The 24,239-nt window shown below is 47.5% G+C and carries 17 protein-coding genes, 4 tRNA genes, 3 rRNA genes and 1 pseudogene; 18 read left to right on the forward strand and 7 right to left on the reverse strand.

The window, feature by feature from the left end; all coding sequences use genetic code 11:
- Nucleotides 1-408 precede the first annotated feature (408 nt).
- The 9 genes from AC6I8Y_RS03060 (at nucleotide 409) to AC6I8Y_RS03100 (ending at nucleotide 6,984) form a co-directional block, all read left to right on the forward strand.
- A 16S ribosomal RNA gene (locus tag AC6I8Y_RS03060) occupies nucleotides 409-1,959 on the forward strand.
- A gap of 67 nt (nucleotides 1,960-2,026) precedes the next feature.
- Nucleotides 2,027-2,103, forward strand: a tRNA-Ile gene (locus AC6I8Y_RS03065).
- Between the two features lie 40 nt (nucleotides 2,104-2,143).
- A tRNA-Ala gene (locus AC6I8Y_RS03070) sits at nucleotides 2,144-2,219 on the forward strand.
- A 313-nt stretch (nucleotides 2,220-2,532) separates the two neighbouring features.
- Nucleotides 2,533-5,422, forward strand: a 23S ribosomal RNA gene (locus AC6I8Y_RS03075).
- Between the two features lie 127 nt (nucleotides 5,423-5,549).
- Nucleotides 5,550-5,665, forward strand: a 5S ribosomal RNA gene (gene rrf, locus AC6I8Y_RS03080).
- Together the 16S, 23S and 5S rRNA genes with 4 tRNA genes alongside form the textbook arrangement of a ribosomal RNA operon.
- Nucleotides 5,666-5,707: 42 nt before the next feature.
- Nucleotides 5,708-5,784: transfer RNA gene (locus AC6I8Y_RS03085), tRNA-Asp, on the forward strand.
- A gap of 34 nt (nucleotides 5,785-5,818) precedes the next feature.
- A tRNA-Trp gene (locus tag AC6I8Y_RS03090) sits at nucleotides 5,819-5,895 on the forward strand.
- A gap of 265 nt (nucleotides 5,896-6,160) precedes the next feature.
- Entirely contained in the window at nucleotides 6,161-6,496 is a 336-nt protein-coding gene (locus tag AC6I8Y_RS03095; protein WP_394153354.1) for a DUF1904 domain-containing protein, read from the forward strand.
- Between the two features lie 179 nt (nucleotides 6,497-6,675).
- Complete coding sequence (locus tag AC6I8Y_RS03100; protein WP_042476155.1) at nucleotides 6,676-6,984, forward strand: hypothetical protein; 309 nt, start codon at nucleotides 6,676-6,678, stop codon at nucleotides 6,982-6,984.
- A 61-nt stretch (nucleotides 6,985-7,045) separates the two neighbouring features.
- Here AC6I8Y_RS03100 and AC6I8Y_RS03105 read toward each other — a convergent pair whose 3' ends face one another.
- Nucleotides 7,046-7,201 carry a hypothetical protein gene (locus AC6I8Y_RS03105; RefSeq protein ID WP_498020145.1) on the reverse strand — a complete coding sequence of 52 codons (156 nt, stop codon included), beginning with the start codon at nucleotides 7,199-7,201 and terminating at the stop codon, nucleotides 7,046-7,048.
- A gap of 58 nt (nucleotides 7,202-7,259) precedes the next feature.
- On the opposite strand from AC6I8Y_RS03105, the gene AC6I8Y_RS03110 reads away from it, so the two are divergent.
- Nucleotides 7,260-7,559, forward strand: a complete 300-nt coding sequence (locus AC6I8Y_RS03110; RefSeq protein ID WP_498020756.1) for a helix-turn-helix domain-containing protein — start codon at nucleotides 7,260-7,262, stop codon at nucleotides 7,557-7,559.
- Nucleotides 7,445-8,398 carry an IS3 family transposase gene (locus tag AC6I8Y_RS03115; protein ID WP_498021429.1) on the forward strand — a complete coding sequence of 318 codons (954 nt, stop codon included), beginning with the start codon at nucleotides 7,445-7,447 and terminating at the stop codon, nucleotides 8,396-8,398. Before AC6I8Y_RS03110 ends, AC6I8Y_RS03115 begins: the two co-directional genes overlap by 115 nt.
- A 51-nt stretch (nucleotides 8,399-8,449) precedes the next feature.
- Here the strand turns inward: AC6I8Y_RS03115 and AC6I8Y_RS03120 are convergent, their stop codons facing one another.
- From AC6I8Y_RS03120 to rdgC, 3 genes are all read right to left on the reverse strand, one after another.
- A complete protein-coding gene (locus tag AC6I8Y_RS03120) occupies nucleotides 8,450-8,704 on the reverse strand; it encodes a YfhL family 4Fe-4S dicluster ferredoxin (RefSeq protein ID WP_103881245.1) in 255 nt (84 codons plus the stop codon).
- Nucleotides 8,705-8,706: 2 nt separating this feature from the next.
- Nucleotides 8,707-10,089: a prephenate-dependent tRNA uridine(34) hydroxylase TrhP gene (trhP, locus tag AC6I8Y_RS03125; protein WP_234494462.1), complete on the reverse strand. Its 1,383-nt coding sequence runs from the start codon at nucleotides 10,087-10,089 to the stop codon at nucleotides 8,707-8,709.
- 162 nt (nucleotides 10,090-10,251) lie between these two features.
- Complete coding sequence (rdgC, locus tag AC6I8Y_RS03130; protein WP_498020757.1) at nucleotides 10,252-11,160, reverse strand: recombination-associated protein RdgC; 909 nt, start codon at nucleotides 11,158-11,160, stop codon at nucleotides 10,252-10,254.
- A gap of 194 nt (nucleotides 11,161-11,354) precedes the next feature.
- Here rdgC and phoB point away from each other — a divergent pair, with 194 nt between their 5' ends.
- The 3 genes and pseudogenes from phoB (at nucleotide 11,355) to AC6I8Y_RS03145 (ending at nucleotide 14,326) form a co-directional block, all read left to right on the forward strand.
- Nucleotides 11,355-12,044: a phosphate regulon transcriptional regulator PhoB gene (gene phoB, locus AC6I8Y_RS03135; RefSeq protein WP_042476161.1), complete on the forward strand. Its 690-nt coding sequence runs from the start codon at nucleotides 11,355-11,357 to the stop codon at nucleotides 12,042-12,044.
- Nucleotides 12,045-12,063: 19 nt separating this feature from the next.
- Nucleotides 12,064-13,361, forward strand: a pseudogene (phoR, locus tag AC6I8Y_RS03140) (phosphate regulon sensor histidine kinase PhoR).
- Nucleotides 13,361-14,326: a PstS family phosphate ABC transporter substrate-binding protein gene (locus AC6I8Y_RS03145; RefSeq protein WP_498020758.1), complete on the forward strand. Its 966-nt coding sequence runs from the start codon at nucleotides 13,361-13,363 to the stop codon at nucleotides 14,324-14,326. The pseudogene phoR and the gene AC6I8Y_RS03145 overlap by 1 nt, the downstream one beginning before the upstream one ends.
- Nucleotides 14,327-14,384: 58 nt before the next feature.
- Here AC6I8Y_RS03145 and ppx read toward each other — a convergent pair whose 3' ends face one another.
- Complete coding sequence (ppx, locus tag AC6I8Y_RS03150) at nucleotides 14,385-15,920, reverse strand: exopolyphosphatase (RefSeq protein WP_394153362.1); 1,536 nt, start codon at nucleotides 15,918-15,920, stop codon at nucleotides 14,385-14,387.
- The gene (ppk1, locus tag AC6I8Y_RS03155) at nucleotides 15,877-18,006 is read right to left on the reverse strand and encodes a polyphosphate kinase 1 (protein ID WP_498020759.1); all 2,130 of its coding nucleotides are present in this window, start codon (nucleotides 18,004-18,006) and stop codon (nucleotides 15,877-15,879) included. The genes ppx and ppk1 overlap by 44 nt, the downstream gene beginning before the upstream one ends.
- A 285-nt stretch (nucleotides 18,007-18,291) precedes the next feature.
- On the opposite strand from ppk1, the gene AC6I8Y_RS03160 reads away from it, so the two are divergent.
- The 4 genes from AC6I8Y_RS03160 to phoU are packed head-to-tail and all read left to right on the forward strand — an operon-like array spanning nucleotide 18,292 to nucleotide 23,682.
- Complete coding sequence (locus tag AC6I8Y_RS03160; RefSeq protein ID WP_498020760.1) at nucleotides 18,292-20,460, forward strand: ABC transporter permease subunit; 2,169 nt, start codon at nucleotides 18,292-18,294, stop codon at nucleotides 20,458-20,460.
- Nucleotides 20,461-20,480: 20 nt separating this feature from the next.
- Nucleotides 20,481-22,127 (forward strand): phosphate ABC transporter permease PstA, encoded by a 1,647-nt coding sequence (pstA, locus tag AC6I8Y_RS03165; RefSeq protein ID WP_498020761.1) that lies wholly within the window; start codon nucleotides 20,481-20,483, stop codon nucleotides 22,125-22,127.
- 2 nt (nucleotides 22,128-22,129) lie between these two features.
- Complete coding sequence (gene pstB, locus AC6I8Y_RS03170) at nucleotides 22,130-22,948, forward strand: phosphate ABC transporter ATP-binding protein PstB (protein ID WP_234494455.1); 819 nt, start codon at nucleotides 22,130-22,132, stop codon at nucleotides 22,946-22,948.
- 38 nt (nucleotides 22,949-22,986) lie between these two features.
- Entirely contained in the window at nucleotides 22,987-23,682 is a 696-nt protein-coding gene (phoU, locus tag AC6I8Y_RS03175; protein WP_128647928.1) for a phosphate signaling complex protein PhoU, read from the forward strand.
- A 5-nt stretch (nucleotides 23,683-23,687) separates the two neighbouring features.
- Here the strand turns inward: phoU and AC6I8Y_RS03180 are convergent, their stop codons facing one another.
- The gene (locus AC6I8Y_RS03180) at nucleotides 23,688-24,176 is read right to left on the reverse strand and encodes a hypothetical protein (RefSeq protein ID WP_498020762.1); all 489 of its coding nucleotides are present in this window, start codon (nucleotides 24,174-24,176) and stop codon (nucleotides 23,688-23,690) included.
- Between the last annotated feature and the right edge of the window lie 63 nt (nucleotides 24,177-24,239).

A 24,239-nucleotide genomic window follows, 5' to 3' on the forward strand; every position in this document is an offset into this window, starting at 1 on the left:
ATTAGCGCTTGCCAAGTGAATGGCGATCTCTATAATGCCACCTCGCTGACACGGGAACAGAGAGATAAATCTCTAACGAGTCAGAAGGTCAAATGCTTCTAAGGAAGCAAAGCAAATTAAGTTGAAAAAAGTGGTTGACACTAAAGCTTATCTCGCTAAAATGACCGTCCGTTTTGAAGCAAGCTTCGAAACAAGTTCTTTAACAATTTAAACCTATCAATCTGTGTGGGCACTCGTTGATGATAATCAAATTAGATATTTCTCTTAATAAAGAGCGGTATCAAATTAGGTTTCAATGAACTGAGTGACCAATTCAAGTCTTCGGACTTGGCACAGTCAATTCAAACATTACTTATGCTATTTATTAGCAAGAGCAATGTTCAGTATTCATTGAGCCGACAAAATCTTAAATTGAAGAGTTTGATCATGGCTCAGATTGAACGCTGGCGGCAGGCCTAACACATGCAAGTCGAGCGGAAACGAGTTAACTGACCCTTCGGGTGACGTTAACGGCGTCGAGCGGCGGACGGGTGAGTAATGCCTGGGAAATTGCCCTGATGTGGGGGATAACCATTGGAAACGATGGCTAATACCGCATAATAGCTTCGGCTCAAAGAGGGGGACCTTCGGGCCTCTCGCGTCAGGATATGCCCAGGTGGGATTAGCTAGTTGGTGAGGTAATGGCTCACCAAGGCGACGATCCCTAGCTGGTCTGAGAGGATGATCAGCCACACTGGAACTGAGACACGGTCCAGACTCCTACGGGAGGCAGCAGTGGGGAATATTGCACAATGGGCGCAAGCCTGATGCAGCCATGCCGCGTGTGTGAAGAAGGCCTTCGGGTTGTAAAGCACTTTCAGTCGTGAGGAAGGTGGTGTCGTTAATAGCGGCATCATTTGACGTTAGCGACAGAAGAAGCACCGGCTAACTCCGTGCCAGCAGCCGCGGTAATACGGAGGGTGCGAGCGTTAATCGGAATTACTGGGCGTAAAGCGCATGCAGGTGGTTAGTTAAGTCAGATGTGAAAGCCCGGGGCTCAACCTCGGAACTGCATTTGAAACTGGCTGACTAGAGTACTGTAGAGGGGGGTAGAATTTCAGGTGTAGCGGTGAAATGCGTAGAGATCTGAAGGAATACCGGTGGCGAAGGCGGCCCCCTGGACAGATACTGACACTCAGATGCGAAAGCGTGGGGAGCAAACAGGATTAGATACCCTGGTAGTCCACGCCGTAAACGATGTCTACTTGGAGGTTGTGGCCTTGAGCCGTGGCTTTCGGAGCTAACGCGTTAAGTAGACCGCCTGGGGAGTACGGTCGCAAGATTAAAACTCAAATGAATTGACGGGGCCCGCACAAGCGGTGGAGCATGTGGTTTAATTCGATGCAACGCGAAGAACCTTACCTACTCTTGACATCCAGAGAACTTAGCAGAGATGCTTTGGTGCCTTCGGGAACTCTGAGACAGGTGCTGCATGGCTGTCGTCAGCTCGTGTTGTGAAATGTTGGGTTAAGTCCCGCAACGAGCGCAACCCTTATCCTTGTTTGCCAGCACTTCGGGTGGGAACTCCAGGGAGACTGCCGGTGATAAACCGGAGGAAGGTGGGGACGACGTCAAGTCATCATGGCCCTTACGAGTAGGGCTACACACGTGCTACAATGGCGCATACAGAGGGCGGCCAACTTGCGAAAGTGAGCGAATCCCAAAAAGTGCGTCGTAGTCCGGATTGGAGTCTGCAACTCGACTCCATGAAGTCGGAATCGCTAGTAATCGTGGATCAGAATGCCACGGTGAATACGTTCCCGGGCCTTGTACACACCGCCCGTCACACCATGGGAGTGGGCTGCAAAAGAAGTGGGTAGTTTAACCTTCGGGAGGACGCTCACCACTTTGTGGTTCATGACTGGGGTGAAGTCGTAACAAGGTAGCCCTAGGGGAACCTGGGGCTGGATCACCTCCTTATACGAATAGATTATTGCGATGAGTGTTCACACAGATTGATACGGTTTATGAATTAAAGACGATGCTTGGGTCTGTAGCTCAGGTGGTTAGAGCGTTCGCCTGATAAGCGAGAGGTCGGTGGTTCAAGTCCACTCAGACCCACCAATCTTCCTCCCAGATGATTGGCGGTAAGCATCACACTGATGGGGCTATAGCTCAGCTGGGAGAGCGCCTGCCTTGCACGCAGGAGGTCTGCGGTTCGATCCCGCATAGCTCCACCATCTTTAAGTGTTTTCTCTTTGAGAATATTTAAAAATGGTTTCTTTCTTTAAATAGAAAGCAAATCTCGTTCTTTAACAATTTGGAAAGCTGACGAATAACATTTGATTAATGTTATTCAATTAAAAGTTCTCAAATCCTAGATGATGTAATCATTTAGGTACCAACACACATTCAAGTGTTCTTGGGAATCACGAAAGTGATTCATATTTGAGTCCGGCAAAATCGAGTCTGCACATGTATAAAAATGCAGACAACTTTGGTTGTTTGATTAAACAATCTCATGGTTTCATCTGAAACTCTTTGGGGTTGTATGGTTAAGTGACTAAGCGTACACGGTGGATGCCTTGGCAGTCAGAGGCGATGAAAGGCGTAATAACTTGCGATAAGCCCAGATTAGGTAGTAATAACCTTTGAGTCTGGGATTCCTGAATGGGGGAAACCCACCTGCATAAGCAGGTATCGCTGAGTGAATACATAGCTCAGCGAGGCGAACCGGGGGAACTGAAACATCTAAGTACCCCGAGGAAGAGAAATCAACCGAGATTCCGAAAGTAGCGGCGAGCGAAATTGGATTAGCCCTTAAGCTTTTAATGAGACAGGTGAAGGCTCTGGAAAGTGCCGCGATACAGGGTGATAGCCCCGTAACCGACATCTCATCATCAGTGAAATCGAGTAGGGCGGGACACGTGATATCCTGTCTGAATATGGGGGGACCATCCTCCAAGGCTAAATACTACTGACTGACCGATAGTGAACCAGTACCGTGAGGGAAAGGCGAAAAGAACCCCTGTGAGGGGAGTGAAATAGAACCTGAAACCGTGTACGTACAAGCAGTAGGAGCACCTTCGTGGTGTGACTGCGTACCTTTTGTATAATGGGTCAGCGACTTATATTCAGTGGCAAGGTTAACCGTTTAGGGGAGCCGTAGGGAAACCGAGTCTTAACTGGGCGTTCAGTCTCTGGATATAGACCCGAAACCAGGTGATCTAGCCATGGGCAGGTTGAAGGTTGAGTAACATCAACTGGAGGACCGAACCGACTAATGTTGAAAAATTAGCGGATGACTTGTGGCTAGGGGTGAAAGGCCAATCAAACCTGGAGATAGCTGGTTCTCCCCGAAATCTATTTAGGTAGAGCCTCGGACGAATACTACTGGGGGTAGAGCACTGTTAAGGCTAGGGGGGTCATCCCGACTTACCAACCCTTTGCAAACTCCGAATACCAGTAAGTACTATCCGGGAGACACACGGCGGGTGCTAACGTCCGTCGTGGAGAGGGAAACAACCCAGACCGCCAGCTAAGGTCCCAAATTATAGCTAAGTGGGAAACGATGTGGGAAGGCTTAGACAGCTAGGATGTTGGCTTAGAAGCAGCCATCATTTAAAGAAAGCGTAATAGCTCACTAGTCGAGTCGGCCTGCGCGGAAGATGTAACGGGGCTAAGCTATAAACCGAAGCTGCGGCAATATACTTTGTATATTGGGTAGGGGAGCGTTCTGTAAGCCGTTGAAGGTGGACTGTAAGGTCTGCTGGAGGTATCAGAAGTGCGAATGCTGACATGAGTAACGATAAAGGGGGTGAAAAACCTCCTCGCCGGAAGACCAAGGGTTCCTGTCCAACGTTAATCGGGGCAGGGTGAGTCGACCCCTAAGGCGAGGCCGAAAGGCGTAGTCGATGGGAAACGGGTTAATATTCCCGTACTTCTTACAATTGCGATGGGGGGACGGAGAAGGCTAGGTGGGCCTGGCGACGGTTGTCCAGGTTCAAGTGCGTAGGCTTGAGAGTTAGGTAAATCCGGCTCTCTTTAAGGCTGAGACACGACGTCGAGCTACTACGGTAGTGAAGTCATTGATGCCATGCTTCCAGGAAAAGCCTCTAAGCTTCAGATTGTAAGGAATCGTACCCCAAACCGACACAGGTGGTCGGGTAGAGAATACCAAGGCGCTTGAGAGAACTCGGGTGAAGGAACTAGGCAAAATGGTACCGTAACTTCGGGAGAAGGTACGCTCCTCGCGGTGAAGTCCCTTGCGGATGGAGCTATGGGGAGTCGCAGATACCAGGTGGCTGCAACTGTTTATTAAAAACACAGCACTGTGCAAAATCGTAAGATGACGTATACGGTGTGACGCCTGCCCGGTGCCGGAAGGTTAATTGATGGGGTTAGACTTCGGTCGAAGCTCTTGATCGAAGCCCCGGTAAACGGCGGCCGTAACTATAACGGTCCTAAGGTAGCGAAATTCCTTGTCGGGTAAGTTCCGACCTGCACGAATGGCGTAATGATGGCCACGCTGTCTCCACCCGAGACTCAGTGAAATTGAAATCGCTGTGAAGATGCAGTGTACCCGCGGCTAGACGGAAAGACCCCGTGAACCTTTACTACAGCTTGGCACTGAACATTGACCCTACATGTGTAGGATAGGTGGGAGGCTTTGAAACTAGTACGCCAGTATTAGTGGAGCCGTCCTTGAAATACCACCCTTGTAGTGTTGATGTTCTAACGTTGGCCCCTTATCGGGGCTGCGGACAGTGCCTGGTGGGTAGTTTGACTGGGGCGGTCTCCTCCCAAAGAGTAACGGAGGAGCACGAAGGTGGGCTAATCACGGTTGGACATCGTGAGGTTAGTGCAATGGCATAAGCCCGCTTGACTGCGAGAATGACAATTCGAGCAGGTGCGAAAGCAGGTCATAGTGATCCGGTGGTTCTGAATGGAAGGGCCATCGCTCAACGGATAAAAGGTACTCCGGGGATAACAGGCTGATACCGCCCAAGAGTTCATATCGACGGCGGTGTTTGGCACCTCGATGTCGGCTCATCACATCCTGGGGCTGAAGTCGGTCCCAAGGGTATGGCTGTTCGCCATTTAAAGTGGTACGCGAGCTGGGTTTAGAACGTCGTGAGACAGTTCGGTCCCTATCTGCCGTGGGCGTTGGAAGATTGAAGGGGGCTGCTCCTAGTACGAGAGGACCGGAGTGGACGAACCTCTGGTGTTCGGGTTGTGTCGCCAGACGCATTGCCCGGTAGCTAAGTTCGGAATCGATAACCGCTGAAAGCATCTAAGCGGGAAGCGAGCCCTGAGATGAGTCTTCCCTGGCACTTTAAGTGTCCTAAAGGGTTGTTCGAGACTAGAACGTTGATAGGCAGGGTGTGTAAGCGTTGTGAGGCGTTGAGCTAACCTGTACTAATTGCCCGTGAGGCTTAACCATACAACACCCAAAGGGTTTTGATGGACTCAAAGTAAGAACATTGAATGTGTATTTAGACTTTTAAAATCAGTTTTCCAGATTTATTGTTTTCAGATTTTCAGAAAATCTGAAGGCAAAACAGAATTTGCTTGGCGACCATAGCGTTGTGGACCCACCTGATTCCATGCCGAACTCAGAAGTGAAACGCAATAGCGCCGATGGTAGTGTGGGGTTTCCCCATGTGAGAGTAGGACATCGCCAGGCTTTAAATTAAGGAACCACGTTGTAGAACGTGTTTGCCACTGCGGAGTGGTAGTTCAGTTGGTTAGAATACCGGCCTGTCACGCCGGGGGTCGCGGGTTCGAGTCCCGTCCACTCCGCCACTTATTTGAGAGTCGTCTCATTAAACACGAAGATAGGGGTGTAGCTCCAATTGGCAGAGCAGCGGATTCCAAATCCGCGTGTTGGGAGTTCGAATCTCTCCACCCCTGCCATATTCAAAGGCTCTGACTTAGGTCGGAGCCTTTTTTGTTTTCGCTTTTCCAAAGCGATGTGTTGGGAGCTGGGTCGCCAGCCCGGTCAAATCTCTCCACCCCTGCCATCTTTAAAGCCTCGTCGAAAGACGGGGTTTTTTTACATCAGTCATATTTAAAGGCTCTGACTTAGGTCGGAGCCTTTTTAGTTTTCACATTTCTATACTCTCCAACCTTACAGTTCGCTGATATACTCATTTCCATCACCACTGAAATGGATATGACTATGCCTCATTTACGCTTTAGAGCTCTTGAACAAGAAATGGTTAAAACGCTTTCAAGTCCACTTGTCGACGAGCTTCTGCCTCTAATGGATTGCCCTAGAGAGGATTTCACGATTGAACACATCAGTTCGACCTTCTTTTTTGATGCTCAGCAGAGTCATGCGTATCCTTTTGTCGAGGTGCTATGGTTCGACCGTGGGCAAGAAGTCAAAGATAAGGTCGCAAGCGTTATAACTAATCAAGTGCGTTCTGTACTTGGTAAAGAGCGAGATGTGGCTGTGATTTTTGTCGCTTTAGAGCCAAATAGTTACTACGACAACGGTAATCACTACGGCTAAACCATCGAATTAGGCTGCTCTCATAAATGCGACTGGAGAAGTTCCTTGATGTTGACTATTGTTATTGGTACTTCAGCGGATTAGTCGTTGTTTTCTAGGTTTTATTGTTGTCTTGCTTAGGACTGTTCTGCTGCTTTGAAAGGGGGGGTTCCCCAATCGTTAGGGTAAGGAATACTGTTATGACAATGATATCATCAAGGCAGTTTGCCCGATGGCTAAGAGAGAGGTTTGCTTCTGAAAAAAGCGGAGTGATCCTGACCAGAGAAGACATTAATCAACTATCCGGTAGGCAGAGTTTTACGCTGGGGTTTGTGAATGACATCCACTACGAACTGATGCAACACGGCATTGCCTTTGTGACCGATACGAGCAGAGAGAAATTCTATTTAATTCCCGTCAACTCTGCTGAAAATTGGCGTAAAAAGCTGGAGATCCAGTACGAGAAAGAGCTGTACTGCAATGTGTTCCCAATCGAAAAGTCTGGGTAATAAAAAAGCCTCCATTATGAACTGACCCCCAATAGTTGGACACCAATTATTGGGGGTCTTTTTATGTCCAAGTACAGCAGAGCATTAAAATGCTCGATAGCAAAACAATATCTACAAGGCGAGAGTTCATCCGGTGAGCTTTCTCGTCTTCATTCCATACCATCACGTCAAATACGTTACTGGGCTCAAGTGCTTGATATTCATGGTGCTCAAGCATTTATGCCTCATGGGTTTGCAAAAGAACGCACAAAACCAAACTGCAAGCCTTAAAACACATGTGGACGAATGGTTGGTCTGTCGGCCACACTAGTGCGGTACTGAATTTTTCGTCTCCTGGCACTCTCTCCGTTTGGCTCAAACAATACGAAAGAGATGGTATCCAGGGGCTTGAGTGTAGCAAAGGACGACCAACAATGAGTAAGCACCCCTTTATTCAAGATAAGCACGATGATGAGAAGACATTGGAAGAACTCAAAGAGGAGTTAGCGTACTTGCGAGCAGAGAACGCTGTCTTAAAAAAGTTAGAGGAGCTGGAACAGGAGAAACGTCGTCGAACACAGAAAAAACGAAAGTAGTTCTAGCTCTTAGAAATCAACATCTACAACAACATCTCTTGCATACCCTTAAGTTAGCGAGAAGTAGCTTCTATTATCACGCGCAGTCGAGCAACGCCGCCGATAGCTATCAAGATGAGAAGCAGTTGATCGAGAAAATATATCATGACCACAAAGGGAGATATGGCTATCGTCGCATTCACCTCGAGTTAAGGAGGCGTAACGTCACTCTTAACCACAAGACAGTCCAACGTCTGATGAGGTTACTTGGCCTAAAATCAACGGTTAGGCCCAAGCGATACAGCTCATACAAGGGAGAGGCAGGAACAACCGCACCAAATGTGCTTGAGCGGGACTTCAATGCAACGAAGCCTGATGAAAAGTGGGTAACGGATGTTACTGAGTTTAAAGTTAAGCAGCAGAAGGTGTACTTATCACCAATCGTCGATCTGTTTACGCAGGAAGTCGTCGCTTATAAGGTTGCAAAAAACGCGTGCTTACCTCTGGTCACAGACATGCTGACAGAGGCAGTTGCGACTTTAGATGAGAACTCAAAGCCAATCGTTCATAGCGATCAAGGGTGGCAATATAGGCATAGGAAATATCAGAAAACTCTCGCTGACAGGGGGTTAACTCAAAGTATGTCGCGAAAAGGAAACTGTTTGGATAATGCGGTGGCAGAGAACTTCTTTGCCTTGCTGAAAACAGAAATGTACCATAATCAGCACTTTGAAGATGCGGATGACTTAATCGAACAAATTGATGAATACATCGAGTATTACAATACAAAGCGCATCAAAGTGAAACTAAAAGGCCTGACTCCGATGGAATATCGAAATCAGGCCTTACAAGCCGCATAACAGAAATGTCCAACTTTATGGGGTCACTTCATTGGGAGGCTTTTTTGTGCTTTAGGCCATGCCTTGAATAATCACGAATTTCTCGAGTAACTCTTCATCCGTTTCTACATGATTAGGGTCAGTGATGATGCATTTCGTGATCGGGCATACCGATTGACAAGTAGGCTTCTCATAGTGACCTTTACACTCAGTGCACAGATCTGGGTCGATCTCGAAGATCTCACTTCCCATAGAAATGGCACCGTTAGGGCACTCTGGGTCGCACATATCGCAGTTAATGCACTTGTCGGTAATGAGCAGCGCCATCGTTACTTACCCGTTGGGTTACGTGTATCTTGTCCTGAGTTTAGGTTACGCATCAGTAGTGCGTAGTCCAGATCCAATTCCTCTGGTACTGGAATGAAGACAAAGTGGCCGTTACCTTTTGCGTCATCGATGCTTTCTGACTTGCGGTTTTCCATCACTTCTAGGTTGAAGACAACGTTGCCTTTTGGTGTCATTAGTTCGAGGCTGTCACCAACGATAAACTTGTTCTTCACTTCCACTTCCGCTAAGTGACCGCGACGCTTACCGGTAAACTCACCAACAAACTGTTGTGAGTCAGATACAGAATAGCCGTAGTCGTAGTTTTGATAGCTGTCGTGTGTGTGACGACGCAGGAAGCCTTCGGTGTAACCACGGTGAGCTAGGCTCTCTAGCGTACCCATTAGCGACTCATCGAATGGTTTGCCTGCAACGGCATCGTCGATCGCTTTACGATAAACCTGTGCAGTACGTGCACAGTAATAGAAAGACTTAGTACGACCTTCAATCTTAAGCGAGTGAACACCCATCTTCGTCAAGCGCTCTACATGCTGAACTGCACGTAGGTCTTTTGAGTTCATGATATATGTGCCATGCTCGTCTTCAAATGCTGCCATTTTGTCTTCTGGACGGTGGCTTTCAGAAAGCAGTACAACTTCATCAGTTGGTTTGCCACGACCGATAGTTGTCTCAGGACGTTCGTCAACAACTTCAACAGGCTGAGCCTCAGGTGTGAACTCTTCTACGATTTGACCAGCATCGTTTTCTGTTGCTTTTTCAACTTTGTATTCCCAACGACATGCATTAGTACATGTACCTTGGTTTGGATCGCGCTTGTTGATGTAGCCAGACAGCAGGCAGCGACCAGAGTACGCCATGCAAAGTGCGCCGTGTACGAATACTTCTAGTTCAGTTTCAGGGCAATGTTCACGGATCTCTTCAATCTCTTCCAGTGATAGCTCACGAGACACGATAACGCGCTCAACGCCATTCGCCGCCCAGAACTTAACCGTCGCCCAGTTTACCGCGTTCGCCTGTACAGACAGGTGAATTGGCATTTCTGGGAATGCTTCACGAACCATCATGATAAGACCTGGGTCAGACATGATGAGGGCGTCAGGGCCCATTTCTACCACAGGCTTTAGATCGCGGATGAACGTCTTTAGCTTTGAGTTGTGTGGTTGAATGTTGCATACCACATACAGCTTTTTACCTTGAGCGTGTGCTTCATCGATACCGATTTTTAGGTTTTCGTGGTTGAACTCGTTGTTACGAACACGAAGGCTGTAGCGAGGTTGACCTGCGTATACTGCATCTGCGCCGTACGCGAATGCATAACGCATGTTCTTGAGGCTGCCAGCTGGTGACAGAAGTTCTGGAGTAAACATTGCTTTATATCTCTAATCTGATTACAAGTCAGTGTTGTGCCACCTAATGGCACTAAGGGGCGCAAATTTTACGCTAGTATGGGAAGATTTCCAAGTTTTGAATCAAGCTCGCTGCTCTAGAAGTGTGGGTAAGGTTGAGAAGCGAGCCTAGTAAAGAAGGGGTTATTGCTTAGGTAGACCGCCTAGTGCGTCATACAGGTTAGGCAAGAAGGTACCAAATTCACTACATAGAAGTGAGAAGTCTGCGTCGATACGAGCTGCAGCGTCTTCACGTGGGATATCATCGTTTTGATCCTTCAACTCGTCGCTGAACTTCAAGCGTTTAATGCTGCCATCATCAGCCAAGACAAATTCGATACGATCTTGCCAGTTAAGCGCCAGCTTAGTCACAAACTTGTTGGCTTCAATGTGACCCAAGATCTCGTCGCTAGACAGTTCTTGTTTCTTACAACGGATAACGCCGCCATCTTCAAGAACTGATTTCAACTCCGCTTCATCAAGAAGGTTGAAGCCGGTTGGTGCTTCGCTGGTTTTTACCCATTCTGTCAGCGTATTTTCGATAGGCTGCTCTGGGAATGCCGGGATAACCGGTAGGCTACCCATTGTTTTACGCAGCAGTGTAATCACATCTTCAGCTTTCTTGTAGCTGCTGGCATCAACAATCACAAAGCCTTCTTTTGGCATGATAAGCAGGTGAGTAAGATTACTGCGGCTAAACGCACGTGGTAGAAGATCAATGATGATTTCGTCTTTAAGATCGTCTTTCTCTTTCTTCTTGAGAGGGCGACCTTCTTGAGTTTCAAGTGCTTCTACCTTGCTAGCCAGAGAGTCTTTGATAACCGACGCTGGTAGCATTTTCTCTTCTTTTTTCGCGCACAGTAGAATTCGGTTTTCAGAAACATGGGTCATCATATCGCCATGTTTACCCAATGCCGTGACCCAACCAAACTTCTGTTTGTCTTGGCTACCACAAGGAGTAAAGCGAAACTCTTCAAGCTGCTGCTCTAGCTTATCTGCATTAAACTCGAGTTCCTTGTTGAATCGATAGACCAAACAGTTTTTAAACCACATATTACTCTCACCTTTAGAATAGATAGCTGCACATGATAGGCAATTTTCCTTAAATTGTCCTAGCTTAAATCTCGATTATCGCAATAGATCTTGTGCGAAAGTTATATTAAAAATTGTTTTCAATGGTCACAAAAGTGTCATAATAATTCTTGATAATGCATGAAGTTGATTAGATTCCAAAAGGTTATTCAGATATGTCTAGAAGGATCCTGGTTGTTGAGGATGAAGCACCAATTCGCGAAATGCTGTGTTTCGTACTAGAGCAGAAAGGCTACCAAGCTGTTGAAGCTGAAGATTACGATACAGCAGTTAACAAACTGGCTGAACCTTACCCAGATCTTGTGCTACTTGACTGGATGTTACCTGGCGGTTCGGGCATTAACTTTATCAAACACATGAAGCGCGAAGAGCTGACTCGCAACATTCCTGTTGTGATGCTAACAGCACGTGGTGAAGAAGAAGATAAAGTACGCGGCCTAGAAGTTGGCGCCGATGACTACATCACTAAACCATTCTCGCCAAAAGAGCTGGTTGCTCGCCTCAAAGCGGTAATTCGTCGTGTGACGCCAACAGCACTTGAAGATGTGATTGATGTTCAAGGCCTTAAGCTTGATCCTGTGTCTCACCGAGTGACTGCCAATGAACAGCCTCTAGATATGGGACCAACTGAGTTCAAGATGCTCCATTTCTTCATGACACACCAAGAGCGTGTTTACAGCCGCGAGCAACTACTCAACAACGTATGGGGCACGAATGTTTACGTTGAAGACCGTACTGTCGACGTTCATATTCGTCGACTACGTAAAGCTCTTGAATCAGCAGGTCATGATAAATTGATTCAAACCGTTCGAGGTGCTGGCTACCGATTCTCAACCAAGGGCTAGCATCGAACTGGAGAGGTAAATGGTTGAAAGGTTAACCTGGAAAAAGCTGGCCTGGGAGCTGGCTTTTTTTACACCCCATGGATCGTCGTCGGGTGGATATTTGGATACATGCCGTGGCTGCTTTTGGTTGCCACGGTTTTGCAGTTGATGTGGCATCTACATAATCAGTTGCGTTTGTCTGCATGGCTGTGGGATGAAAAACGTCTTACACCGCCCTCAGGTACTGGTAACTGGGAATCGTTGTTCAATGGCATTTATCGCCTTCAGCAAAGGCAGCGCCGCAAACGCAAAGAGCTTACTAACCTGATTCGTCGTTTTAAGAATGGTGCAGAATCCTTACCCGATGCCGTTGTCGTATTCCGCAGCGAAGGCAACATCGTTTGGTGCAACAAGTTAGCTCAACACCTTCTAGGCTTCCGGTGGCCGGATGATTCTGGGCAGCCGATTTCGAACCTGATCCGCACGCCAGACTTTATCAAGTATCTGAACAAACAAGATTTCTCAGAGCCTCTAGAAATGCGTTCTCCACTTAACGTAGAGCGCATGCTGGAGCTTCGTATCGTGCCATACACTGAGGGTGAACACCTGATGGTGGTTCGTGACGTTAGTCAGCTCAAACAGCTTGAAGGTATGCGTCGTAACTTCTTTGCCAACGTCTCCCATGAGCTGCGTACACCAATGACCGTACTTCAGGGTTATCTTGAGATGACAGAAGATCCAGATATGGTTGTGGGACCTATGTGGACTAAAGCTCATGGTGTGATGACTGAGCAGCTCAACCGTATGAACAGCTTGGTTAATCAGTTGCTTACGCTATCTAAGATTGAAGCGGCACCTATGCATGAGTTGGATGAAGTCGTGAATGTGCCTGCCATGCTAGAAGTGCTTGAAAAAGAAGCGGTAAGTCTCAGTGGTGAAGAAGGACATAAGATCAGTTTTGATGTTGATAATAGCCTACGTGTCTTTGCCGATGATGATCAGCTGCGCAGTGCGATTTCAAACCTGGTCTATAACGCGGTGAAATACACGCCGCCAGGTGCGAACGTAAAAGTCCGTTGGTATCAATCATCGCAAGGTGCTCACCTGGAAGTTGAAGATACTGGAGACGGTATTGAAGCGCAGCACCTTCATAGACTGACAGAACGATTCTACCGAGTAGATAAAGCGCGCTCTCGTGATACCGGGGGCAGTGGACTCGGGCTTGCGATAGTAAAACACGCGCTCTCACACCATGACTCTCACTTAGAAATACAGTCAGAGGTTGGCGTGGGCAGTAAGTTCTCATTCATCCTTCCAGAACGTTTGGTCGTTCAATAATGGGACTGTTAAAGCGCATTCCAACGCTTATTGCTCTCTGCGTTCTCGTCGCAGGGAGCGCTTTTGCCGACGATCTGCCTAAATACAGCAAACTCTCAGGTGTATCTGGAAACCTATCTTCAGCAGGCTCTGACACGCTATCAGGCATGACTACGCTCTGGCTGGAAGAGTTTAAGAATATCTATCCCAACGTAAATCCACAGATTCAGGCATCTGGCTCTTCTACGGCTCCACCAGCCTTAGCCGAGGGTACGGCTCAGTTTGGACCTATGAGCCGAAAAATGCGCGCCAAAGAGGTCGAAGCGTTTGAGCGCCAGTATGGCTACAAGCCGACAGCACTGCGCGTGGCTATTGATGCCATTGGTTTGTTTGTTCACACCGATAACCCTATTGAGGGGCTTAACTTCAAGCAGTTGGATGCGATTTTCTCATCGACGCTCCGTTGTGGTGGCACTGAGTATTTAAGAACTTGGCAGCAGCTAGGTATCGAGACTCCTTGGAATGAAAGAGCTATCCAAATCTTTGGTCGAAACTCTGTCTCAGGGACGTATGGTTACTTTAAGGATAAGGCGCTTTGCGGTGGCGACTTTAGACGTAACGTAAATGAGCAACCGGGTTCGGCGTCTGTGGTTCAATCTGTTGCGTCATCGATTAACACTATTGGTTACTCGGGGATTGGTTATCAGGTGTCTGGTGCCAAATTAGTTCCAATTGCCAACCATGGTGACCAATACGTATTGCCGACTCAAGAAAACGTGCAATCTGGACGCTATCCCTTGTCTCGTTTTCTGTATGTGTATGTCAACAAAGACCCCAATCGCGACCTCGCTCCTATTGAAGAAGCCTACATTCGATACATCTATTCGAGAGAAGGGCAGAGAATTGTCTTGAAAGATGGCTATGTGCCAGTTAGCCGAGAGTTTGCGCAAGGTGAGCTTGCTAAAATTGGGCTTAGCTTAGACTAGATAATCAATGTTTGGGACAGTTAATGATAAAAAAGCGGCGCATTAGTGCGCCGCTTTTTTATTGGATCTCGAGTTGCCAGCCAGCAGCTTCCCAATAAGCTTGCTCGGTCTGCAGATCTGCCTGTAGCAGCTTGTTTTGTTCTAGCCAGTCAGCTTGTTCACTGCTCAGCAGCCATTTATCTTCTTCGATGCTCAGCGTAAGAGGAAGCAGCTCTTCATTTCTCTGCCCATTAGCTAAGATCGACAGGCGCAGTATGCGAATCAAGCCTAAGATGTGTTTTTTCTTAAACAGCGTGAATTCGGGAAGCTCTTGTAGTTTTAGGGATTTGCGTTGAAAGCGGGCTAAGGTCGCTAGCACCAGTTGCTGCTCACTATTGAACCCAGGCATCGTGGTGTGATTGAGAATGTAGCTTGAATGTCGATGAAACGCTTGATAGCTGATACTTAATCCTACTTCATGCAGCAGGGCGCTCCACTCAAGTAGGCTGAATAACTCACTTTTCTTTTTAAGCCCCAATGCTTCACAGGTTTGACTCAAGAACTCGTTTGCCTGCCCACGCACTTTCGCTGCATGCTCAAGGTCGACAAAGTGTTTGGCTGCCAGGTTCTCGGTGGTGCGCATGCGAATGTCGGAGCGCTGGAAGTGCTCCTCCATCTCGTAGAGTAGCCCTTCACGCAGTGCCCCTGGTGAGAAATGCATCTCACGGATTTTAAGGCTTTCAAATATCGCCGTCAGTATCGCCACGCCCGCGGCAAACACAGGTTTACGCTCAATGGTTAGTCCTGAGAGTGCAATATCGTCGATGGAGTCAAACTCACAGAGTTTGTCGATGAGCTTATAAAGGCGCTTATTGGTGATGATGCCATCTTCATTCCCTAGCCCGACAAGAACCTCTTTGATGGCCTTAATGGTGCCCGATGAGCCAAGAGCAACCTCCCAGCCTTTTTTCTTGTAACGGGGAGAGAGAGCCTCTAAACGTTGTCTTGCTGACAAGATGGCTTTGGTGAAGTTTTTCGATGAGAGCTTGCCGTTAGCAAAAAACTTATTGGTGTAGCTAACGCAGCCCATCTGTGTGCTGTTTAGCAATACAGGCTCAAAAGCTTTACCGATGATGAGCTCGGTACTACCGCCACCGATATCGACCACAAGTTTAGAATTCGACTCAGTTTGGGTGTGCGCCACGCCTGTGTAGATCAAACGTGCTTCTTCTTCGCCGGGAATGACCTCGATAGGAAAGGGGAGTACCTCTCGAGCGCGCTGTAGGAAGATATGAGCGTTGTTAGCGATTCTCAGGGTATGTGTAGCCGCAATGCGGACGTTATCCACCTCAAAGCCTTGTAGACGCTCTGCGAACATAGCGAGGCACTCGAGTCCTCGCTCAATCGCCGCATTGTCTAGATTCCCTTCGGCATCTAATCCCGATGCCATGCGCACGCGCTGCTTGTGTCGACTGACGAGTTGAAGATCTTGTCCAACGACCTTTGCAACCACCATGTGGAAGCTATTTGACCCGAGGTCTATAGCGGCCACATCCTTGGCTACGACTTCATTATTCGTCTGGTCTATCGTGTTCGTGTCCTTGGTTTGACTCATACTGCTCTAGTTGTTCTTTGTTTTTTCTTGTTTGCTTCTCTACCTGTTTAAGATAGTCGTAAATAGCAATTTGTGAACGAACTTTCTTGCGATTACCGCGTGGGACATAGGTATTGCTCATCTCTTTATCTAGCCAACGCGCCTTCACCGTGTCGGTAAAGTGAATATTGACGATATCGATAATGCGCTGTTTTAAGCGTTCGTCACGCACAGGTGCTGCCACCTCAATACGGTGATCGATGTTTCGAGTCATCCAGTCCGCTGAGGAAATGTATACCTGTGGGTCGCCATCATTGTGGGTAATGATAACGCGAGGGTGTTCCAAAAAGCGATCTACGATGCTGATAATTTTGATGTTATCACTGACGCCTTCCACTCCCGGTACCAAAGAGCACATGCCGCGAATGATCATATTGATTTTTACGCCTGCGTTGTTTGCTCCGTAAAGCTTGTTCACCAACCCTTTATCGACAAGGTTGTTCACTTTGAGTGTTAGTGCCGCCTTTTTGCCGGCTTTAGCGTTAGCTATCTCCGCATCGATGAGTCGGTACAATTGTTTGCGTGAGTTGCGCGGAGAAACTATCAGATGATTGAATCTCACTGGGCGGTATGGGTTCTCGATGTAGCCAAAGACATTGCGGACTTCATCAGTGATCTCTTGATCGGCTGTCAGTAGCGAGAAGTCGGTGTAGATGCGTGCGGTTTTCTCGTGGAAGTTACCAGTGCCGACGTGGGCATAGCGAACGATTTCTTCGTTTTCCCGGCGACTAATGAGTAGTAGCTTGGAGTGGATTTTTAAGCCCGGCGCACCAAAGATAACATGTACACCATTTTCAGTGAGTACCTTTGACCATTCAATATTGGCTTCTTCATCAAATCGAGCTTGAAGCTCCACCACTACCGTGACGCTCTTGCCATTGTGAACCGCATCGATTAGCGAGTTCATGAGGCGAGAATCCTTCGCGACACGGTAGATATTAATTTTAATACTCAAGACCTTAGGATCGAAAGATGCTTGGCGTACAAACTCAGTGATGTGTTCAAAGGTATGGTATGGGTAATAGAGCAGAATATCTTGAGCGCGAATCGCATCAAAGGTGTTGTCGTAACCATCAAAGTCAGCACTGCGCATAGGTGGCAGCGGTTTGTTTTCTAGATACTCGCGGCCCACATTTGGGAAGCCAATAAAGTCTTTGAAGTTGTGATAACGACCACCAGGAATCAAGCTGTCGTAGTTGGAGATACCAAGCTTGTCGCACAGGGTCGTGAGCATGGCTTCCGGCATCTCTCGTTCATACACAAATCTTACGGGCATCGCGGTTAAGCGCTGGCTAACCCCTTCAGACATCTGCTCGAGCAGGCTGTGTTCCACCTCATGGCTCAGGTCGTATTCTGCATCTCGGGTCATCTTCATGGCATAGCCACTAAGTTCATCGTAATCGAAGAAGCCACGGAAAATATCGTCTAAGCAGTATCGAATAATGTTATCGAGCAATATGATGGTTTTACGGCGTTTGCCTTTTTGCTCTGGGACCATGACGAAGCGCGGAAGGTGATCGGTTGGGATCTCCAAGATCGCGTATTTAGACGTCTCGTCTTTTTTCATGTCCACAACAATATAGGCGTACTCGTCCTTTAGGAATTGCAGTACGTCGATATCATCTTTGAGCATAAGTGGGGTAATGTGAGGAAGCACTTCCTTCATGAAGTATTTCTTGACCCACTTCTGCTGCGTTTCGTTGAGCTGGGTTTCGTTGACAAGGAAGATACGGCGACGCGCCATTTCAAGAATGAGTTCGTTGTAGAGCTCATCAAAGCGCAGGTTCAGTTTTAGTGCTTTGCTCTGCATCTTACCGAGCAGGTGTTTTGAGTTGTCGTTCACACCACGGTCTTGATTGATCAATATTCTGCGTTTTACATCTGAGAAGCGTACTTTGTAGAACTCATCGAGGTTATTGGAGAAGATCCCTAGAAAACGGATTCGCTCAATTAACGGAACGGTTTTATCCGCCGCCTCTTGCAAGACTCGTTCATTGAAAGATAACCAACTTAACTCTTTCTCGATATACAGTTTTTCTGCGCTCATACACTCAACCACCGACACTTTTCACTCACCTTAAGTTGCTGATGAGTGGGATGTAAGACTAATCTGATCGTGAACCTTAGAGATTGTATATGACATTTTTATTTCAAAAAGCGTGCAACGCGGCACAATTCATTATTTTCAGCACGTTAGATGCTATGTAATATAACTGTCATCTGAACGACATATTATGTTGAGGCAATTCGTGCATGCTGTTCATTAGCCTCAATCCCTTGGTGGCAAACGCCTCAAACACTCATACTGCATCAAAGAGAACGAACGTAAACTATGGCAACGGCCAAATTTTCACTACATACCAAAGACAGAAAACGTCTGATTAAAGATCGCCTCGTGCGTTGGATCGTTTCATTTGGTGGATTGAGTGTGCTGGCAGGTTTGATCTTTATCTTCGTTTACCTCGCCTTTGTGACTTTGCCGCTGTTTTCAGAGAATGAAGTGACGTGGCGTGAGCGTAGCCAAGCTGTCAATATTCAATCAGGACCTGAGTTAAGTATAGTCAGCGACAGTGGCAAGCATGCGGCTTACTTCTATCGTGACGGCACTATTGTTGAGCAGTCACTGGTCTCGGGCTCACAAACGTCTTCTCAATACCTTGAACAAGGTGTGTCGGTGCAATCTTCAGATTCGAAGACATTACTGATAAAAAATGATGCACAGCAATGGACGGCAATTAATCCAAAATTTCAGGTTGACCCGAGTAGTGGGGACGCCAAACTCCTCATTGAAACGCCTACTGAAAAAGATTGGTTTACGATCAATGAACCTGCTTTAATCGATGCCGTTGTTACCAAGCAAATCAAGGCCATTGCTTCAGTTGATAACCAAGGGTTTGTGCATCTTGATATGCGTGATACTGCGACGGATGCAGAATTCAGCTCTTTCTCAACACTCGGCCCTATTGAAGATGCGAGTGATATCTTAGTCACCCCAGACGCGAAAACTATTTATGTAAAAGCGGGGAATAGCTTAGCGGTTATCAACCGCGATCCGCAGGCTCTAAAAGTTCGTGAGATCATCGATCTATCAACGCCAAATGGGGCTCAAGCGACGCATATCCAATTGTTGTCGGGTGCCTACTCCTTGTTGGTTCAATACGACAACCAACAGGTATGGCAATGGTTTGATGTTTTAACCAATGGCGAACGAACGTTGACGCCAGTCCGCTCCTTTCAGTTTGATGCGGATATTGTTGCGTTAATTCCAGAAACCATGAGTAAAGGCTTTGCTGTTGTATTGGATGATGGTCGTTTCCAAACCCTATATACCACCAGTGAAAAGTTAGTGACGGAGAGCCAGCTGCCTAAAGGTGAGCTAAAGACATTCGCTATTTCGAATAACAATGACCATGCGTTGTTGGTTACCGCAGAGCAAGCTTTTACCGCGTTTATCCCTAACGATCACAAAGAGATTTCATTCAGCGCACTGTGGCAAAAGGTATGGTACGAGAGTTATCCAGAGCCTGAATTTATCTGGCAAACTACCGCTGCATCTGACGATTTTGAGGGTAAGTACAGCCTAGTACCAATCGCCTTTGGAACCATTAAAGCGGCAATGTTTGCGATGTTGTTCTCAGTGCCGATTGCTGTATTTGGTGCCATTTATACGGCGTATTTTATGTCGTCTAAAATGCGTAAGGTCGTCAAGCCAACCATTGAGCTGATGGAAGCTCTGCCCACAGTCATTATCGGTTTTTTGGCGGGGTTGTGGTTTGCGCCTATTGTCGAAACACACCTTCCAGCAATCCTTCTTCTGCTGGTGGCGCTGCCTCTGCTATCGCTGCTTACTGGCGCAGTCTGGTATGCGATCCCTAGAGCTTACACCTCTAAATTACCGAGCGGACTTCATCCGTTTACTCTGATTCCGGTGATCATCACCGCTATCTATCTCGCGATGACCTTCTCAAGTGATATGGAAGTGATGTTCTTTAACGGCGATGCGAGGGTATTCTTAGCTCAGCATGGCGTTGATTTCGACCAAAGAAACGCCCTGGTCGTTGGCTTTGCGATGGGGTTTGCTGTGATCCCAACCATTTTTACTATCGCAGAAGATGCCATTTTCTCCGTGCCCAAACACCTTTCAGATGGCTCTTTAGCGCTAGGTGCAACCCAGTGGCAGACTTTGATTTATGTTGTGCTATTCACCGCCAGTCCCGGTATTTTCTCTGCGGTGATGATGGGGTTGGGCCGCGCTGTGGGTGAAACCATGATTGTGTTAATGGCGACAGGTAATACTCCGATACTCGACTGGAACATCTTTGAGGGTATGCGAACCTTGTCGGCTACTATGGCGGTTGAGTTGCCAGAGTCGGAAGTGGGCAGCAGTCACTATCGCTTGTTGTTCTTAATCGCTTTGATCTTGTTTAGTTTTACTTTTGTTGTGAACTCGCTAGCTGAGTGGGTGAGACAAAGACTCAGGGAGAAATACAGTGCGCTGTAGTCATCGAAAGGAGCCCAGCTATGTTTAAGTGGCTCAAATCTGGTGCGCCTTGGGTTTGGCTAACAGGGGGCGCGGTAAGCATCAGTCTGATTTCCGTATTGGGACTACTGCTGCTCATTGGTTGGCGCGGTCTTACCTATTTCTGGCCGGCTCCCTTATATCAATGGCAAGATGATAACGGCTCAGCGTTAATCGGTCAGGTGTATTCTAAAACTTGGGTGCCGACTTACAATATCCCGAATGCGAACGAACTGCTGCCTCAAGAGGTTTTGGAAGCCGGAAAGGTAGAGCGCTATAGCATCAAGATAGCTAACCGAGATCTTTACGGTATTGATTTTGTTTCGCTGCTTTCCTCCGAGCTTCATCAGCAGCAAACCCCGAACGACTTAGTGGTTATTGAGCGTACGCGTGGCGGTGATTTTTTCGGACGAATTCTGGCTCTAAAAGGACCGCAGGGTGAGGTTGATACGTCGCTGGAAAGCTTGCTCAGAATAGAGCTTAGCCAGATTGAAATGACCAGAGATCAAATCGACGCCATTATCGAGAGAAGGCTCAAAGGCCTGAACCATCAGCTTGAGGCTCTGCGTCTTAAGCAGCGTCGAGATAAACTCAACGGTGTGCTCACCGATGAACTAAGTGAGCGCTATCAGCAGCAAAATGCGATTATCCGCCAGCAATTGAGCCAAACGGAAGTTGAGCTTGATGAACTGCGTGCTGAGCTAGCGAGTAAGGTTTTGGTCGTTGAAGATATGCGCGGCGAGCGTTTAGAGATTGGACTTAACCGAGTGCTCGATTTCTGGTACCCCAACCAAATGAATTATCCAGATAAGCTATCTCATTGGGGGGGACAGGTATGGAAGTTTCTTTCCGATGAGCCACGTGAGTCGAACTCTGAAGGTGGTGTGTTCCCCGCGATCTTCGGCACCGTATTGCTGGTAATTATCATGTCGGTCATGGTGATGCCGCTTGGTGTCTTGGTTGCGGTCTATCTACATGAATATGCCGAAAATAACCTACTCACTCGGATGATACGGGTCGGGGTTATTAACCTTGCTGGTGTACCTTCTATTGTTTATGGTGTTTTCGGCTTAGGCTTTTTTGTTTACACCATAGGTGGCTCGATAGACTCATTGTTTTACGCTGAGCGCTTGCCTGCACCTACATTTGGTACGCCAGGGCTGTTGTGGTCGTCATTGACGCTCGCCATTCTCACGCTACCTGTAGTGATTGTTGCCACAGAAGAAGGTTTGAATCGAATTCCGCTATCGGCCCGACATGGATCGCTTGCGTTGGGCGCAACCCAATCTGAAACGCTCTGGCGTATCGTTTTGCCTATGGCAAGCCCTGCGATTATCACTGGGCTTATTTTGGCGGTTGCGAGAGCCGCAGGCGAGGTAGCACCTCTCATGCTGGTGGGTGTTGTGAAACTGGCTTCAAGCTTACCGGTGGATTCTCAGTTCCCGTTCTTGCACCTTGAACGCAAATTTATGCATTTGGGTTTTCATATCTATGATGTCGGTTTTCAGACGTCTAATATTGAGGCGGCAAGACCATTGGTTTACGCTACCTCTTTCTTGCTGGTGACCGTTGTCGTTGGACTAAACTTAACCGCAATAGCAATACGAAATAACCTGCGAGAAAAATATCGCACATTAGGACAAGATTAAGCATGTTTTCTATCAACCAAACTTTGGGCTATCCAACGCCTTTAGATGTGAACAACCTAAGCGATGATCAAACCGCCATCGCCATTGAAAACTTGAATCTGTACTATGGCGATAAGCAGGCGCTAGATAATGTGTCGATGCGTATTCCTAAAGGACAGGTCACTGCGTTCATCGGTCCTTCAGGGTGCGGAAAGTCGACCCTTTTGCGTTGCATCAATCGAATGAATGATTTGATCGAAGGCTGCACTGTCGAGGGCAAGGTGAAGTTGCATGGTGGTAATGTTTATCACCCCAAAGTCGATGTAGCGACACTGCGTCGCCGCGTAGGCATGGTGTTTCAAAGACCGAATCCGTTCCCTAAGTCGATCTATGAGAACGTCGTCTATGGTCTTAGGCTGCAAGGGGTGAAAAACAGTCGTAACCTAGACGATGCCGTAGAGCGTTCACTGCGTGCAGCCGCACTATGGGATGAAGTAAAAGACCGTCTTCACGAAAATGCGTTTGGACTCTCTGGTGGTCAGCAGCAACGTTTGGTCATCGCGCGAGCCATCGCCATTGAGCCAGAGGTTTTGCTCCTTGATGAGCCGACCTCGGCGCTCGATCCTATTTCAACCCTGACTATTGAAGAGCTGATTAACGATCTGAAAACCAAGTATACGGTTGTGATCGTTACCCATAATATGCAGCAAGCCGCGCGCGTTAGTGACCATACTGCGTTTATTCATTTAGGAAAACTGGTAGAGTACGCGGATACAGATACTATATTTACTTCACCGATTGAAAAACAAACGGAAGACTACATCACTGGTCGATACGGCTAATGAGACTAGCCTTAGTTTAAAACAGGAAACCTTCACACATGCATTTTGGTCGTCACATCTCAGGTCAGTTTAATGCCGAGCTTGAGTCTATTCGTACCCATGTTTTGACCATGGGAGGCTTAGTGGAACAGCAGTTGTCGTTTGCGATGCAAGCATTGCACAAAGACGATATTGAGCTCGCCCGCAAAGTGGTACGAGATGACCATAAGGTGAATGCGATGGAGGTGTCTATCGATGAAGCCTGTACTCGTATCATCGCTAAGCGACAGCCGACGGCGAAAGATCTTCGTTTGGTTATGGCGATCATCAAAACCATTACCGATCTAGAGCGTATTGGTGATGTTGCCACACGCATCGCTTATGTTGCTATTGAGCAACCATCGACGAAGCATCAAAAGTTTCACGTCTCCTTAGAGCCGCTGTGCCGACAGGCCATTGCTATGCTGCACCAAGTACTTGATGCCTTTGCTCGCATGGACGTTGATGCAGCAGCAGAAGTCTATAAGCTAGATGATAAACTAGATGCCGAATATGAAGCTGTGATTCGTCAGTTGATGACTTACATGATGGAAGACCCAAAGAATATCCCAAATATCCTTCAGGTCATGTGGTCAGCAAGAGCGATAGAGCGTGTCGGTGACCGCTGTCAGAACATCTGTGAGTACATCATCTACTTCGTTAAGGGCAAAGACGTACGCCACCTTGATGAGAAAGCGATTAACGACATTCTGTAGCTCGGTTAGAAGCGCCCAACCACACCAAAGTTGAGTGAAAAGTGCGAGCCCATCGAGATAAAGGTGTTGCTCGCACCAAACACGTCGTAGTCAAATCCCGTTCTCAAGCCAAAGCTTGGATTCAGCATATAGACATATCCTGCACTGATGCTAAGTCCGTTTGCATCTCGGTGTGAAAGCTCACTATTGGTACGCTTCTCACCTCGATAGTTGGCTACTCCAATCTCTGCTTGAAGGCCATAGTTTTCTCGGTCGCCGAACATGTGTTGTAAGCCGAGACGATATGAGTTGATTGCCTCATCGTAGCGGTCAGTGTCGTAGTATTTGTGGGCATAACTGAAATAGACCGCATCCATTCCAAATGCATCCGCAACGCCAAGCTGTATCCCTGCACCATTGAATACGCCGATTTTGACATCGGGTGACACATGAATACTCTGCGCTTGAGCGCCCATCGATAACGCGGCAAAAAGTGGAAGTAGCAACTTTTTCATAGCAGTACCTAATCACAAACAAACAGGAAAGTGCGCCGATGGTAGCGGCTTTGCTGATTGGTG

It is taken from the genome of Vibrio sp. KUL78 (assembly GCF_059725505.1).